Genomic DNA, 15,932 nt, shown 5'->3' with positions numbered 1-15,932 from the left:
GCGTTCCCATGATGGGACGAGGAGATGAGCGCCCCATGCCGGAGTGGACCTGGGAGTACCGCGGCTATGACCCGGCAGCCGAACGGCTGCGGGAGGTGCTGTGCACTCTCGGCAACGGTTATACGGCGACCCGTGGCGCGGTGCCCGAGAGCCGCGCCGGGCCGGTGCACTACCCCGGTACATATGTGGCGGGGTGTTACGACCGGTTGCGCTCCGACCTCGCGGGACGCGAGGTGGAGAACGAGGATCTGGTCAATGTGCCGAACTGGCTGCCGCTGCGGCTGCGGACCCTGTCCGAGGACGGCACCGCCGGGGTGTGGCTGTCCCCGGACACCCGTGCGCCGCTCGATTACCGGCAGGTGCTGGACATGCGTGCGGGGATCCTGACCCGGACGGTGGGCTACCGTGACCGCGACGGGCACCGGCTGGGGTTGGAGCAGCACCGGCTGGTCCACATGGGTGACCCTCATCTGGCCGCCCTGCGGACCGTTCTCACGGCGGAGGGCCGGCCGTGCCGCGTCGAGGTCGAGTCGGCCCTGGACGGGGATGTGCGCAACGCCAATGTGCGGCGTTACGAGGTTCTGGACGAGCGTCATCTGACGGGGTTCGGCGCCGGTGAGGCGGGCCCGGGCATCGCGTGGCTGCGCTGCCGTACCCGGATGTCCGACATCCGTATCGCGCTCGCCGCGCGGACCCGGGTGGCGGGGGTCGGGCCGGTGTCGTGCCGTGCGCGCGTGGGACGGCGGCGGGCCGGGCACGTGCTGACGCTGCTGGTCGAACCCGGCCGTCCAGTCGTCGTCGACAAGATCGTGGCACTGCACACCTCCCGGGACCTGGCGATCGCCGACCCGCTGCGGGCGGCGGTGGAGCGGGCGACGACGGCCGGGGACTTCCCCGGCCTGCGGGCCTCGCACACCGGGGCCTGGGCCGGGCTGTGGCGGCGCGCCGAACTCGATGTGCCGGGGGAGCCCGGCCGCATCCTGCGCCTCCATCTTTTCCATGTGCTCCAGACTCTTTCGCCGCACACCGCCGATCTGGATGTGGGTGTCCCGGCACGGGGTCTGCACGGTGAGGCGTACCGGGGGCATGTGTTCTGGGACGAGCTGTTCGTCCTGCCCTATCTGAACCTGCACTTCCCCGAGGTCTCCCGGGGTCTGCTCACCTACCGCCACCGGCGTCTGCCGCAGGCGTGCCGGGCCGCCCGGGAGGCGGGACACCGAGGAGCGATGTACCCCTGGCAGAGCGGCAGCGACGGCCGTGAGGAGACGCCCCGGCTGCACCTCAACCCCCTGTCGGGCCACTGGCTTCCGGACCACTCCTGGCTCCAGCACCATGTGAACTCCGCGGTGGCGTACGACGTGTGGCAGTACTGCGAGGCCAGTGGGGACACCGAGTTCCTGCACACCAAGGGCGTCGAGATGATCCTGCAGATCGCCCGTTTCTGGGGCGGCCTGGCGGATCTGGACACCGCGCTCGGCCGCTACCGGATCCGTGGTGTGGTCGGCCCGGACGAGTATCACGACGCGTACCCGGGCAGCTCCCGGCCGGGGCTGGACGACAACGCGTACACCAACGTCACCGCCGCCTGGGTGCTCGGCCGGGCACTCGATCTCGCCCGTGGCCTGCCGGTGTGGCGGCGGCAGGAGCTGCTGGAGCGGCTGGCCCTGGACGACGCCGAACTCGCCCGCTGGGAGGAGATCTCGCGGCGGCTGTACGTGCCCTTCCACGCCGGGGTCATCAGCCAGTTCGACCGCTACGGGGAGCTGGCCGAGCTGGACTGGGACGCCTACCGCGCCGCGTACGGGGACATCCGCCGCCTCGACCGCATCCTCGAGGCCGAGGGCGACTCGGTCAACCGCTACCAGGCGTCGAAGCAGGCCGATGTCCTCATGCTCGGCTACCTCTTCGCACCGGAGGAACTGGCCGCGCTCTTCCGGGCACTCGGGTACACCGTGGACGACACGGTCTGGCGCCGCACCGTGGACTACTACCTGAGCCGTACCAGCCACGGCTCCACCCTCAGCGGTCTGGTGCACGGCTGGGTACTCGCCCGGACCAAGCGCTCGGCGGCCTGGGAATACTGCCGCCAGGCGCTGGAATCCGATGTCGCCGACATCCAGGGCGGAACCACCCCCGAAGGCATCCACCTCGGCGCCATGGCCGGCACCCTGGACCTGGTCCAGCGCGGACTGACCGGGCTGCGCACCCACGACGGGGCCCTCCACCTGGACCCGGCCCCGCTGCCGGAGATGCCTGCCTTCCGCTTCTCCCTCCGCTACCGCGGCCACTGGGGCGTGAGCCTCCGCATGGACCGCGGCCGGCTGCGCATCACCGTCCCCGACTCCGATCACGAGCCGATCCGGCTGGTCCTCCCCGACCGGACCATCACCCTCGCCCCCGGCCAGAGCCACGCCCTGCCACTGCCCCACAGCTGAGTGACGCGCCGTGGCTCCTTCCGGGAAGCCGCATCCCGGAAGGAGCGCTTCGGCCTCCGGCCGAAGGGTCGGACTCCGGTGAAGGTCAGCGAGGCGGTCGAGGACGACGGGCCGAAACCGGGCGCCCCGGCGAACGCCGCGGTGTAGGTCGGAGCCGTGACGATGGCGGACGGGACGACCACATTGGTGCGGGTGGCGACGCCGCTGCCGTTGGTGGTCGCCGAGCCGAGCGGCAGCGGGCCGCCGACGGCCTTGGCGGTGAAGGTGACCGTCTGGCCCACCACGGGGTTGTTGCTGACCGTCTCCTTGAGAGTGGCGGTCAGCAGCGGGATGGAGAACTGGCCGGTGACGGGGTTGAGCTTGATCTCGGCCGGGGCGGCGGTCAGGGTGGTCGCGAGCGTCACGGACGGGGTGAGCACGCTCACCGTGTCGTTGTTGTTGGTCACCCGCACCTGGCTGGGTGAGGCGTTCACCGCCACGCCGATGGGGTTGGCGCCCACGGTGAACGATGTGCGCCGGTGTGTGCGGGACCTGCTCGCGGCCGACGCGGCGGACCGGGCCGGTGAGGTGCGGCGTTCCTCGTCGGGGGCCAGAAGGACACGGACGAAGGCGTTCAACTGGATGACGGGGCAGGGGAGTTGAGCCACCGGGTCGCCCGTGTAGAGCTGGACGATCTCCGCGCCGGTGCGGTCCCCGGTGTTGCGGATCAGGCAGCTGATCTCCACTTCGCCGTCGGTGGGGATGTCCTCGGCGCTCAGCTCGAGCCCGTGGAACGCCTGCACGACGGCGGCCGCCCGGCCGGTGTACGCCCCGAGAGCGTAGGGGCGCCCGGACCAGGTCGACGGCGGTGTCCGCGAACTGCGGACCGGCGGTGGACTCCAGCGCCTCCACCTGAGTGGCGAAGTCCAGTGTGCAGGGGAAGCGGGTGTCGTACAGGACTTGCACCGGACCGAGGTGGGCGGTGCGGAGAGCGGCCCGGAAGTCGGGGGTCGCGCGGGGCAGGGTCTCCAGCGGTACGAAGCCGTGGCCGATCAGGGCGCGCCAGAACTCGAACCGCTCTGGGGAGGTCCCGGCGGCCGGGGTGGTCATCACGGTCACGACGGTCTCCCTTCCACTGATGTGTGCACGGTACGGCGAGGGCTGCGACTACTGGGACAAGACGGCGAGCCGCGGCAGCGAGCTGTGGCCGGTGCGGGGCCGGGCCCGGAGGGAGTCATGAGGCTCATCCGGCGGCGGACACGAGCCGGGGCAGCGGCGCTCGGGAACACCGGCAGCCCGGGGCGGTGGTTCGAACGCCATGGGGTACTCCACGTGAGGAAAAATGTTCCTTGCGAGACGAGGCGACTGCTATGGAGCAAGTGGTCACCGTGGGCCTCGACGGTTCGGCCGAGAGCCTGGCCGCGGCCCGCTGGGCCGCCGACGAGGCGGAGCGGCGCGAACTGGCGCTGCGACTGACGCACGCCTGGATCCTGCTGTCCCCGCCCACTCCCGACAGTCCCGCGGCGGACGAGCAGAACTACTGGGCGAAGCGGATCGTGCACGACGCGCACACCGAGCTGTCCAGCAGCCACCCGGGACTGACCATCGTGGAGGACCTGGTCGCGGACGAGGCCGAGACGGCCCTGCTCGACGCGGCCGCGCGGTCGCGGATGCTGGTGCTCGGTTCCCGGGGGCTGGACCCGGTGGCGAGCTTCTTCCTGGGCGATGTCGCATTGCATGTCGTCGGTCGGGCGGAGCGGGCCGTGGTGCTGGTCCGCGGGGAGCGGGCGGCGGAGCAACGCCGACGGCATGTGGTCGTGGGCCTGAGTCTGCACGGTCCCCAGGACAACCTCCTGGAGTTCGCCTACGTCACCGCCTTCACCCGTGGCGTGCCGCTGCACGCCGTCCACGGAAGAAAGCCCGACCGGGCGTACACCGGCGTCCGGGGCGCGGAGTCGGACGTGGCCCGGGACCAGGCGGAGCGGGCGCGAGGGGAGCTGGAAGAGGTTCTGCGGCCGTGGCGGGAGAAGTTCCCCCGGGTGCGGGTCGTCGACGAGGTCCGGTTGGAGAGCCCGGCCCGGGCCGTCGTACGGGCCGCCGCGGACAGCGATCTGCTGATGGTGGGACGGCGAAAACACCCGCCCGCCCTCGGCCCCCGTCTCGGCCCCGTGGTGCAGGCGGCCGTACACCACGCGGCCTGTCCGGTCGCCGTGGTCCCCCACGAGTGACCGGGGCGGGGCATACGCGGAAGGAACCTCATGGTCTGGGAGACGATCCGTAAGGAAACCGCGCCGCGGGTCATGCCGAACCTGACCGACTACGACCGGGCGCGTGCGGAGTTCAGCTGGTCGCGGGCGTGCGCCGCGCTGGCCGGGCTCCCCGGCGGAGGGCTGAACATCGCCCATGAGGCGGTGGACCGGCACGCGGATCCGGAGCGTGGTGGCGGGGCCGCGCTGCGCTGTGTCGGCCGGGACGGCGCGGTCCGCACCGTCACCTACGCGGAACTGGCGAAGCGAACCGCCCGATTCGCGAACGTGCTGCGCTCGCTGGGAGTGGGCCACGGCGACCGGGTGTTCACCCTGCTCGGCCGCTGCCCCGAGCTGTACACGGTGGTGCTGGGCACGCTCAAGAACACCAGCGTGCTGTGCCCGCTGTTCTCTGCCTTCGGCCCCGATCCCGTGGCACAGCGGCTGCGCCTGGGCGACGCCCGGGTACTGGTCACCACGGCCGCGCTCTACCGGCGCAAGGTGGCCGAGCGCCGGGCGTCGCTCGACGGACTGGACCATGTGCTCATCGTGGGCCCCGGCGCCGGGGCCCTTCCCGGCACCCTGTCGTTCGACGAGCTGATGTCCTGTGCCCCCGACCACTTCGCCATTCCGCCGACCTCACCGGAGGACATGGCCCTGCTGCACTTCACCAGTGGCACCACCGGTACCCCCAAGGGAGCGGTCCACGTCCATGAGGCGGTCCTGGCCCACTACGCCACCGCCGCCTCCGCGCTCGACCTGCACTCCGGCGACGTGTACTGGTGCACCGCCGACCCGGGATGGGTCACCGGCATGTCGTACGGCGTCATCGCCCCGCTCGTCCACGGTGTGACCGTGGTCGTCGACGAGGGCGAATTCGACACCGGGCGCTGGTACCGGATCCTCGCGGAACAGCACGTGAGCGTGTGGTACACCGCGCCCACCGCGTTGCGCATGCTGATGCGGGCCACGCCCCGGCAGGGCCCTCACGACCTGCCCGCCTCCTACGACCTGTCCCGTCTGCGGTTCATCGCCTCGGTCGGCGAGCCGCTCAACCCCGAGGCGGTGGTGTGGGGGCAGGAGGTGCTGGGGCTGCCCGTCCACGACAACTGGTGGCAGACCGAAACCGGCTCCATCATGATCGCGAATTTCGCGGCCTGCGAGATCCGCCCCGGCTCGATGGGCAGGCCGCTGCCGGGTGTCGAGGCAGCGGTGCTGAGGTGCGGGGAGAACGGCCGGGCGCTGGTCACCGATGGCCGGGTGCGGGTGGAGGACCGGCCGGGAGCCGAGGGAGAGCTCGCACTGCGACCGGACTGGCCGTCGATGTTCCGCGGCTATCTGCACGACAAGGAGCGGTACGAGGCCGCGTTCGCCGACGGCTGGTACCTCACGGGTGACCTGGTCAGCCGGGACGCGGACGGCTGGTTCTGGTTCGTGGGCCGTGCCGACGACGTGATCAAGTCGGCGGGGCATCTGATCGGGCCGTTCGAGGTGGAGAGCGCGCTGATGGAACACCGGGCGGTGGCCGAGGCGGGGGTGATCGGCAGGCCGGACCCCGTCGCCGGGAACATCGTCAAGGCGTTCGTCTCCCTGCGCCCCGGTGTCCAGCCGACACCGGCCGTCGAACGCGACCTGCTCGCCTTCGCCCGCCGAAGGCTCGGCCCCGCCGTCGCGCCACGGGAGATCGCCTTCGACCAGAACCTGCCCAAGACCCGCAGCGGCAAGGTCATGCGCCGGCTGCTGCGCGCCCGCGAACTCGGTCTGCCCACCGGCGACCTGTCCACCCTGGAGGAATCCGCATGAGCCCGGCCCGCCAGACCCGCGCACGGCGTCCCTCGTCCCGTACCGCGGAAGCCGGACACCGCGGCGACCTGCTGCACGCCATGCTGCGCATCCGCCGCTTCGAGGAGCGCTGTGTCGAGCTGTACAGCGCCGCGAAGATCCGGGGCTTCGTCCACCTCTACATCGGAGAGGAGGCCGTCGCCGTCGGTGTCAGCGAGGCGCTGACACCCGACGACGCCGTGGTCTCCACCTACCGCGAACACGGGCACGCACTCGCCCGTGGCATCCCGGCCGAAGCCGTCATGGCCGAGATGTACGGCAGGACGACCGGATGCAGCGGGGGCCGCGGCGGATCCATGCACCTTTTCGACGCGAGTCGCCGGTTCTACGGGGGGAACGCGATCGTCGCCGGTGGCATCCCGCTGGCCGCGGGGCTCGCGCTGGCCGACCACATGCGTGCCGCACACCGCGTCACCTGCTGCTTCTTCGGTGACGGGGCGTTCGCGGAAGGCGCGTTCCACGAGACAGCGAACCTCGCCGCCCTATGGGGCCTGCCGCTGTTGTTCGTCTGCGAGAACAACCGGTACGCGATGGGCACGGCGCTGGAACGCCACGAGGCACAGACCGACCTCGCCCTGCGCGCGGCCTCCTACGGCATGGCCGCCTGGGCCGTGGACGGCATGGACGTGGAGGCCGTCGAGGCGGCCGCGCACAGGGCCGCGGAGGGCATCCGGGCGGGAGCCGGGCCGTACTTCCTCGAACTGCGCACCTACCGCTTCCGGGCACACTCCATGTACGACCCCGACCGCTACCGCGGCAAAACCGAGATCGAGCGGTGGAAGGCACAGGACCCCATCGAGCGGCTCATGGACCGCATGCGCGAGCGCGGTGAACTCGGGGACAAGGCGCTGACCCGCCTCGAACGCGAAGTCGTCGACGAGGTCGACCACGCCGTGGAAACGGCCGAAAAGGCACCGGAGGAGCCGACCGAAACCTTGCTGCGCCATGTCACGAGCACGAGCACGAGCGCGGAGGGGAGCTGAGCCCATGGGAGCCGGTCCGGCGAAAGAGTCGAAGACCACGTACCGGGAAGCGCTGCGCGAGGCACTCCGCGATGCCTTGCGCGCCGACGACCGTGTCTTCCTGATGGGAGAGGACGTGGGACGGTACGGCGGCTGCTTCGGCGTCAGCCTCGGCCTGCTGGAGGAATTCGGGCCGGACCGGATCCGCGACACCCCGCTGTCGGAGTCGGCGTTCGTGGGCGCGGGCATCGGCGCGGCCCTGTCCGGGATGCGGCCGATCGTCGAGATCATGACCGTGAACTTCAGCCTGCTCGCCCTGGACCAGATCCTCAACAACGCCGCCACGCTGCTGCACATGTCGGGCGGACAGCTTCCCGTTCCGCTGGTGATTCGCATGACGACCGGCGCGGGCCGCCAGCTCGCCGCACAGCACTCGCACAGCCTCGAGGGCTGGTACGCCCACATCCCCGGGATCCGGGTGGTCGCCCCGGCCACCATCGAGGACGCCCGGGGGATGCTGGCTCCGGCGCTCGCCGACCCCGATCCGGTGCTGATCTTCGAGCACGGCGGGCTGTACAACGTCTCGGGCGACCTCGGCCCGGCCGCGGCGCCGGCGGACCTGGACCACGCGGCGGTCCGCAGGCCGGGTACCGATGTCTCCCTGATCACGTACGGTGGTTCGCTGCCCAAGACGCTCGGCGCGGCCGATGAGCTGGCCGCCGAGGACATCAGCGCCGAGGTGGTCGACCTGCGGACACTGCGCCCGCTCGACATCGAGACGGTCACCGCATCGGTCGCCCGGACTCACCGCGCGGTCGTCGTCGACGAGGGCTGGCGCACCGGCAGCCTGGCCGCCGAGGTGTCCGCACGCATCGCCGAGGAGTCGCTCTACGAGCTGGACGCGCCCGTGGAGCGGGTGTGCGGCGCCGAGTGCCCCATGCCGTACGCCAGGCGGCTGGAAGAGGCGGCACTGCCCCAGACCGCCGGCATCGTGGCGGCGGCACACCGGACGGTGGACTGATCATGGCCGAGTTCACGATGCCGTCGCTGGGCGCGGACATGGACGAGGGGACGCTCCTGGAGTGGCTGGTGCGTCCCGGCCAGCCGGTCAGCCGCGGCGACCCGGTCGCGGTCGTCGAAACCGCGAAGTCCACGATCGAGGTGGAGTGCTTCGACACCGGGACGGTGGGGCGGCTGCTGGTCGAGCCGGGTACGACGGTGCCCGTGGGGACCCCGCTCGCACTGATCGAGCCGACGGCGAAGCGCCCCGGGAAGCCGGAGAGGAGACGGCCGCCGCGTCGGAAGGCGGAGAGCGCGCCACCCGCTCCGGTCGAGCCGACCCCCGCCCGTGCCCAGGAGCCGCCCGTCGCCCCTCCCCGAGAGCATGTGCGGGCCGAGGCAGTGCCCCTGGTCCGGGACCTCGCCAGGGAGCACGGCGTCGACCTGGTGACCCTCCACGGCTCAGGGCCTGGTGGCCGCATCACCCGCACCGACGTGGAGCGGGCCGCCGCCCAGCCGTCCCGGGTACGGGCCACCCCGCTCGCCCGGCGCCTGGCCGGTGAACTGGGCGTGGACCTCGGCACCGCCCGGGGGACGGGCAAGGACGGATCAGTCCGCGCCGACGACGTGCGCAGGGCCGCTCCCGGCCCAGCGGCCCCGGCACCGAAAGCCCCCGGCCCCGTGAGCGCCCGTGCCCGGCCGACACGGACAAGCGGTGAGCAGGCTTCGGCCATGCGCCGGACGATCGCCGGTCTGATGGCCCGCTCCAAACGCGAAATCCCGCACTACTACCTCGCCACGACGGTCGACATGGCCGCCGCGACAAACTGGCTGCGAGACCACAACCGGCGCAGTCCGGCGGCCGAGCGCCTGCTCCCCGCGGCCCTCCTGCTGAAGGCCGCCGCCCGCGCAGCCCGTGAGGTACCCGAGCTCAACGGCTTCTGGGCCGAGGACCACTTCATCGCGGGCGACGGCGTGCACCTGGGCGTCGCCGTGTCCCTGCGCGGCGGCGGACTCGTCACCCCCGCCCTGCGCGACGCCGACAGCTTGGGCCTGCCGCAGCTGATGACGGCGCTGAAGGACCTGGTCACCCGTGCCCGCGCGGGCCGACTGCGCGGATCGGAGGTGGCGGACCCCACCCTGACCGTGACCAACCTCGGCGATCAGGGGGTGGAGACCGTCCTCGGTGTGATCTACCCACCGCAGGTGGCGCTGGTCGGATTCGGGCGGGTCGTCGAGCGCCCCTGTGCCGTCGACGGCCTGCTCGGCGTCCGGCCGACGGTCACCGCCACCCTCTCCGCGGACCACCGGGCGACCGACGGAGCCATCGGGGCCCGCTATCTGACCGCGGTCGACCGCCTCTTGCAGCGTCCGGAGGAGCTATGAACCGCACCGAAGCCCTGAGCGCCGTCGAGGAATCCCTTGCCCGGATCGTGCCCGGTGCCGACCTCACCGCCCTGCGGCCGGAGGACCCGTTCCGTGAGGTCCTCGAACTCGACTCGCTCGACTTCCTGAGATTCGTCGAAACGCTCGGCGAGCGCACGGGAGTCAGCATCGACGACGCGGACACACCACGGCTCACCACCTTGTCCGGCTGCGTCGGTTTCCTCTCCGCCGACGGCGCATAGGCAGGGGTCTCCATCCGGCCGGTGATCACGGCGGGGAGCCGGGGTCCGAAGGGTCTTCCACGGCGGTTCCCGGGCGGGGCGCCGCGGTCGGGAGGGTGAGGGTCACCGAGAAGGTGCCGCCGGTGGTCGTGGGTTCCAGGGCGCCGCCCATCGCCTCGGCGAGGTCGCGGGACAGCCGGAAAGGAAGACTGCCGGTCCGGGCGCCCGCCGGTCCGGAGCCGGTGCCGTCCGTGAGACGCAGGGTCAAGTGGCCCGGCCGGGCCTCCGCCGTGAGGGTCGGTGGGGCGTCGGGCGGGCTGTGGCGCAGTGCGTCGGCTCCGAGCACCGTGAGGACACGGGTGAGCAGGGCCGCGTCGGCCAGTACGTAGGGAAGCTCTTCCGGTAGGCGGAGGGCGATGGTGTGGCCGCCGGTACCGAGGTCGTCGAGCGAGGCGGTCAGCGCCTCGTCCGGGTCGGTGGGCCGCAGGTACAGGTCCAGGGCTCCGATGTGCAGTCGGCTCAGGTCTTCGAGGTCGGTGACGAGCTGGGCGGCGCGGTGTACCGCTGACCGGGCGGCGGCGAGGTGGAGGGTGAGTTCGGGCGGCAGGGGGTGCAAGCGCTGGAGTGCTTCCTCGGCCGTGCGCAGGGGTGAGCGCAGGTCGTTGCTCGCGGTGAGGAGCAGGGAGGCGCGGGTGTGTTCGGCGGCGGCGAGGGTGTCGGTTTCGGCGGCGTGCCGGGTGAGCCTGCCGTGGGTGTGGGCGATGCCGATCTGTGTGGCGCACGCGGCGAGGATGCGCTGGTCGTCCGCGCTCAGCCCACGACCGCGGGCCGCCAGGGTGAGACGGTCGTCGACGGGGGCTTCCACGTCGCCGTCATAGGGCAGCTCGGGGGGCCGCTCACCGGTGCTGGCGAGGACGTACCAGCGGGGCTCGGAGCCGCGCCCCGGTTCGCGCTCCAGCAGGCTGACCGAGGTCAGCGCGAAGTTTTCCCGGACCTGTTCCAGGAGCGCCGGCAGGTCCTGCCCGCGCGTCATGGCGACCGCCAGCCGGCTCAGCGCCCGGGCCTCGGAGGCCGCCCGCCGGGCTTGATGGGTACGGCGCGCGGCCGCCCCAGCGGCGGCACCGACCAGCCACCCGGCGGCGACGAAGACAGCCAGCGCCACGATGTCGATGGGGCGCGTGACCTTCAGGGAGTGCGGCGGTGCGGTGAAGTAGTAGTCGGCGAGCACCCCCGAAGCGATCGCGGCGGCCAGCGCGGGGCAGACGCCACCGACGAGGGCGGTCGACACGACGACCAGCATGTAACCGAGCAGCACGCCCGGCAGACCGACTCGGTCGCGCAGCATGGTCAGCACGAGCGTGAGCAGGGGCAGCAGCAGGGCGGCTCCGATCAGCGCGGACCACAGCCGCACCCGTCCGGTGCCTCGGGACGGTCGCCGCGGCAGCCGGGGGAACACGGTTCCGCCGACCTGCTCGTGGGTGACGATGTGCACGTCGATGGGGCCGGAGCCATGGATCGTCCGCTGTCCCACACCGGCCCGCAGCAGGAGCGAGAGGCGGCCGCGCCGACTGGCGCCCAGGACGATCTGGGTGACGTTCTCGGCCTCGGCGAACCGCAGCAGCGCCGCGGGGACGTCCTCGCCGGTGGTCTGGTGGTAGCTGCCGCCGAGCGACTCCACCAGGCCCCGCTGCCCGGCCAGCGCGCCCGGGGTCGGCTGGGCGAGCCCGTCACCGGGCACGACGTGCAGGGCCAGCAGTTCGCTGCCCGGTGTGCGGGCGGTGATCCGGGCGGCGCGGCGGATCAGGGTCTCGCCCTCGGGGCCGCCGGTCAGGCCGACCATGATGCGTTCCCGGGTCTCCCAGGGGGCGGTGATGCCGTGCTCGGCGCGGTAGCGCTGCAGCCCCTCCTCGACGCGGTCGGCCAGCCACAGCAGGGCCAGTTCCCGCAGCGCGGTGAGATTGCCCAGCCGGAAGTAGTGGGTGAGGGCGCTCTCGACGCGGTCCTGCGGATAGACATCGCCGTGCACCAGACGGCGGCGCAGGGTCTCGGGCAGCAGGTCGACCAGCTCGATCTGGTCGGCACGGCGCGCCACCTCGTCCGGCAGGGTTTCGTGCTGGACGACGCCGGTGATCTGCCGTACGACGTCGTTCAGCGACTCCAGATGCTGGATGTTGAGGGTGGTGACGACGTCGATCCCGGCGTCGAGGAGCGCGTCGACGTCCTGCCAGCGCTTGGTGTGGCGCGATCCGGGCACGTTGGTGTGCGCCAGCTCGTCGACCAGGGCGATCCCGGGACGGCGGGCCAGCACGGCGTCCACGTCCATCTCGGTGAAGGCCGTACCCCGGTGGACCAGGGTGTGCCGGGGGATGGTCTCCAGGCCCTCGGCCAGCGCGGCGGTCAGCCGCCGTGCGTGCGGCTCGACCAGGCCGACCACCACGTCGGCGCCCTGCGCGCGCAGCCGCTGCCCCTCCTGGAGCATGGCGTACGTCTTCCCGACCCCCGGCGCCGCCCCGAGGTAGATCCGCAACCGTCCACGTGCCACGGGCGGCCTCCCGCCGATTCAGCGCCACCATGCACCCGCGTTCCCATGGTGCGCCCGTCAGGGGGCTCCTTCAGCGCAGGCGTGTCGCGGGGAGTAGGCCAAGTGGGCCGATTTGTGCCGAGACACCGTCAGCGTCTTCGGACAGGAGCCGCCGCCACGCTAACAAGGGGCATCGTCGGTGACCGTGCCACGAGCCGCCGGAGTGTCTTCCGTATGTCAGATGTGGGGTTCATCGTCCTGATCATCGCCGTGTTCGCAGTCCTCGGCCTGGTCGCGAAAGGGGCCGGACGGCTGTGAGAGCGGACAATGTCATCGGTCTCATCGTCGCGGTGGCTCTCCTCGGTTATCTGGTGCTGGCCCTGATCTTCCCGGAGAAGTTCCAGTGAACGGCACCCTCGCGGGATGGCTTCAGGTCCTCGCACTGATCGGGGCGCTGGCGCTGTCCTACCGCCCTCTGGGCGACTACATCGCCCACGTCCTCACCGCGCCCGAACATCTGCGCGCCGAGCGGCTGATATACCGGCTGGGCGGGGTGGACGGCGACACCGACCAGCGGTGGCCGGCGTATCTGCGCGGCGTGCTCGCGTTCTCCGCCGTGTCGGTGGTCTTCCTGTACGGGTTTCTGCGCCTGCAGAACCATCTGCTGCTGTCGATCGGCATGAAGGCGGTGACACCGGACCAGTCCTTCAACACGGCCGCGTCCTTCGTCACCAACACCAACTGGCAGTCGTACTCGGGCGAGGCCACGATGGGGCATCTGGTGCAGATGGCGGGCCTGGCGGTGCAGAACTTCGTCTCCGCGGCCGTGGGCATCGCCGTCGTCGCCGCCCTGATCCGCGGCTTCACCCGCGAGAAGACCGACCGGGTCGGCAACTTCTGGGTGGACCTGACGCGGATCGTGCTGCGGGTCCTCCTCCCCATCGCCTTCGTCTTCGCGCTCGTGCTGGTCGCGGGCGGGGTGATCCAGAACTTCCACGGCACCGAGCCGATCTCCACCATCGCCGGTGGCCACCAGAGCCTCACCGGAGGCCCGGTCGCCTCACAGGAGGTCGTCAAGGAGCTGGGCACCAACGGCGGCGGCTTCTACAACGCCAACTCCGCCCATCCCTTCGAGAACCCCAACGCCTTCACCAACTGGCTGGAGATCTATCTGCTGCTGGTGATCTCGTTCTCACTGCCGCGCGCCTTCGGCCGGATGGCCGGCGACAACCGCCAGGGGTACGCCATCGTCGCCGTCATGGCCCTGATCTGGGCCTCCTCGGTCGCCATCATCACGGCCAACGAGCTGCACAGTGTCAGCAGCCAGGCGGGTCACGCGGCGGGCGGGATGATGGAGGGCAAGGAGCGGCGGTTCGGCATCTGGGCTTCGGCCCTGTTCGCCGCGTCCACCACGCTCACCTCCACCGGAGCGGTCAACTCCTTCCACGACTCGTTCTCGCCGTTCGGCGGCGGCATGACACTCTTCAACATGATGCTGGGCGAGATCGCGCCCGGCGGCACGGGCTCCGGCCTGTACGGCATCCTCATCCTGGCCCTCATCGCGGTCTTCGTGGCCGGGCTGATGGTGGGGCGTACGCCTGAGTACCTGGGCAAGAAGCTCGGCGGCCGGGAGATGAAGTTCGTCTCCCTCTACATCCTCACCACCCCCGCGATCGTGCTGGCCGGCTCGGGTCTGGCGATGGCGCTGCCCGGCGAGCGGGCCGGGATGCTCAACAAGGGGCCGCACGGCTTCTCCGAGGTGCTGTACGCCTTCACCTCGGCCGCCAACAACAACGGGTCCGCGTTCGCCGGGCTGAGCGTGAACACCCAGTGGTACAACACCGGGCTCGGCCTGGCCATGCTCCTCGGCCGCTTCCTGCCGATGGTGTTCGTCCTCGCGCTCGCCGGCTCGCTCGCCGAGCAGGCACCGACGCCGGTCACGGCGGGCACGCTGCCCACGCACCGGCCCCAGTTCGTCGGCCTGCTGACGGCCGTGGTCGTCATCGTCGTCGGTCTCACGTACTTCCCGGCGCTGTCGCTGGGGCCGCTCGCGGAAGGTCTGCGGTGATGTCCTCCACCACCCTCGAATCCCAGGGCGCGCCCGGGGGCGACCCGAACGCGTCCCACCGGGTCTCCTCAGGGCTGCTCGACCCCCGGCAGCTCCTGGTCTCCCTGCCCGACGCGGTCAGGAAGCTGGACCCCCGGGCCATGGTCAAGAACCCGGTCATGTTCGTCGTGGAGGTCTGCGCGGTCCTCACCACCCTCTCGGCGATCAAGGACCCGAGCGTCTTCGCCTGGGTGATCACCGCATGGCTGTGGCTGACCGCGGTCTTCGCCAACCTGTCCGAGGCCGTGGCGGAGGGCCGTGGCAAGGCGCAGGCCGACACGCTGCGCAAGGCCAGGACCGAGACCGTCGCACGCCGTCTGACGGGCGGTACGGAAGGCACCGAGGAGCACGTGCCGGGCACCGCGCTGGGCGTCGGCGACCTGGTGGTCTGCGAGGCGGGCGACATCATCCCCGGCGACGGTGATGTGGTCGAGGGCGTCGCGTCGGTCGACGAGTCCGCGATCACCGGCGAGTCGGCGCCGGTCATCAGGGAGTCCGGCGGTGACCGCTCGGCGGTGACCGGGGGGACGCAGGTGCTGTCGGATCGCATCGTCATCAAGGTCACCTCCAAGCCGGGGGAGACCTTCATCGACCGGATGATCGCCCTGGTCGAGGGCGCCGCGCGGCAGAAGACCCCGAACGAGATCGCGCTGAACATCCTCCTCGCGTCCCTGACCGTCGTCTTCCTGCTGGCGGTGGTCACCCTGCAGCCGTTCGCGATCTACGCGGGCGCCGAGCAGACCATCGTCATCCTGGTCGCCCTCGTGGTCGCCCTCATCCCGACGACCATCGGGGCGCTGCTGTCGGCGATCGGCATCGCGGGCATGGACCGGCTCGTGCAGCGCAACGTCCTGGCGATGTCGGGACGCGCCGTCGAGGCCGCGGGGAACGTCAACACCCTGCTGCTGGACAAGACCGGCACCATCACCTTCGGCAACCGCCAGGCCGCCGAGTTCCTGCCCGTCGGCGGGGTGGACATCGACGAGCTCGCGGACGCCGCCCAGCTGTCGTCGCTGGCCGACGAGACCCCGGAGGGACGTTCGATCGTGGTCCTGGCGAAAGCGAGACACGGAAAGCGCGCCCGGGACGAGGGCGAGCTGGAGCACGCCGCTTTCGTGCCGTTCACCGCCCAGACCCGAATGAGCGGGGTCACCATCGACGGCTGGGAGGTCCGCAAGGGCGCCGCCTCGGCGGTGGCCGCCTGGGTGACCGGGCACGGCGGGCAGTCCGACCC

Annotated in this window: 12 protein-coding genes; 10 read left to right on the top strand and 2 right to left on the bottom strand. The window is 71.6% G+C overall.

What is annotated here, in order from left to right; translation table 11 throughout:
• Positions 1-35: 35 nt before the first annotated feature.
• Positions 36-2,435: a glycoside hydrolase family 65 protein gene (locus ASC60_RS36685; protein ID WP_055558057.1), complete on the top strand. Its 2,400-nt coding sequence runs from the start codon at positions 36-38 to the stop codon at positions 2,433-2,435.
• On the opposite strand, the gene ASC60_RS43555 is transcribed toward ASC60_RS36685, so the two are convergent.
• A complete protein-coding gene (locus ASC60_RS43555) occupies positions 2,348-3,217 on the bottom strand; it encodes a fibronectin type III-like domain-contianing protein (protein ID WP_055558056.1) in 870 nt (289 codons plus the stop codon). The genes ASC60_RS36685 and ASC60_RS43555 overlap by 88 nt on opposite strands.
• Positions 3,218-3,784: 567 nt before the next feature.
• Here ASC60_RS43555 and ASC60_RS36670 point away from each other — a divergent pair.
• Genes ASC60_RS36670 through ASC60_RS36645 form a run of 6 tightly spaced genes read left to right on the top strand, consistent with a single transcriptional unit; the run spans position 3,785 to position 10,091 of the window.
• Positions 3,785-4,642 carry a universal stress protein gene (locus ASC60_RS36670; protein WP_055558054.1) on the top strand — a complete coding sequence of 286 codons (858 nt, stop codon included), beginning with the start codon at positions 3,785-3,787 and terminating at the stop codon, positions 4,640-4,642.
• Positions 4,643-4,672: 30 nt separating this feature from the next.
• Entirely contained in the window at positions 4,673-6,463 is a 1,791-nt protein-coding gene (gene acsA / locus ASC60_RS36665) for an acetate--CoA ligase (RefSeq protein ID WP_055558053.1), read from the top strand.
• Entirely contained in the window at positions 6,460-7,485 is a 1,026-nt protein-coding gene (gene pdhA, locus ASC60_RS36660) for a pyruvate dehydrogenase (acetyl-transferring) E1 component subunit alpha (protein WP_199831156.1), read from the top strand. Before acsA ends, pdhA begins: the two co-directional genes overlap by 4 nt.
• A 4-nt stretch (positions 7,486-7,489) precedes the next feature.
• The gene (locus tag ASC60_RS36655) at positions 7,490-8,485 is read left to right on the top strand and encodes an alpha-ketoacid dehydrogenase subunit beta (RefSeq protein WP_055558052.1); all 996 of its coding nucleotides are present in this window, start codon (positions 7,490-7,492) and stop codon (positions 8,483-8,485) included.
• 2 nt (positions 8,486-8,487) lie between these two features.
• Positions 8,488-9,849 (top strand): 2-oxo acid dehydrogenase subunit E2, encoded by a 1,362-nt coding sequence (locus ASC60_RS36650; protein ID WP_055558051.1) that lies wholly within the window; start codon positions 8,488-8,490, stop codon positions 9,847-9,849.
• Positions 9,846-10,091, top strand: a complete 246-nt coding sequence (locus tag ASC60_RS36645; protein WP_055558050.1) for an acyl carrier protein — start codon at positions 9,846-9,848, stop codon at positions 10,089-10,091. Before ASC60_RS36650 ends, ASC60_RS36645 begins: the two co-directional genes overlap by 4 nt.
• A gap of 25 nt (positions 10,092-10,116) precedes the next feature.
• Here ASC60_RS36645 and ASC60_RS36640 read toward each other — a convergent pair whose 3' ends face one another.
• Complete coding sequence (locus ASC60_RS36640; RefSeq protein ID WP_055558049.1) at positions 10,117-12,612, bottom strand: DUF4118 domain-containing protein; 2,496 nt, start codon at positions 12,610-12,612, stop codon at positions 10,117-10,119.
• Positions 12,613-12,905: 293 nt separating this feature from the next.
• On the opposite strand from ASC60_RS36640, the gene kdpF reads away from it, so the two are divergent.
• The 3 genes from kdpF to kdpB all read left to right on the top strand — a co-directional run.
• Complete coding sequence (gene kdpF / locus ASC60_RS36635) at positions 12,906-12,998, top strand: K(+)-transporting ATPase subunit F (RefSeq protein WP_055558048.1); 93 nt, start codon at positions 12,906-12,908, stop codon at positions 12,996-12,998.
• A complete protein-coding gene (gene kdpA / locus ASC60_RS36630) occupies positions 12,995-14,659 on the top strand; it encodes a potassium-transporting ATPase subunit KdpA (protein WP_055558047.1) in 1,665 nt (554 codons plus the stop codon). The genes kdpF and kdpA overlap by 4 nt, the downstream gene beginning before the upstream one ends.
• Positions 14,659-15,932: potassium-transporting ATPase subunit KdpB (kdpB, locus tag ASC60_RS36625; protein ID WP_063787283.1), on the top strand; the 1,274-nt coding region annotated here is incomplete at its 3' end. The genes kdpA and kdpB, both read left to right, overlap by 1 nt.

Source organism: Streptomyces sp. NBRC 110028, from assembly GCF_001417735.1.
Classification (GTDB): domain Bacteria; phylum Actinomycetota; class Actinomycetes; order Streptomycetales; family Streptomycetaceae; genus Streptomyces.
Note: the sequence above shows the minus strand (reverse complement) of the source record. Positions and strands in the feature narration are given on the sequence as shown.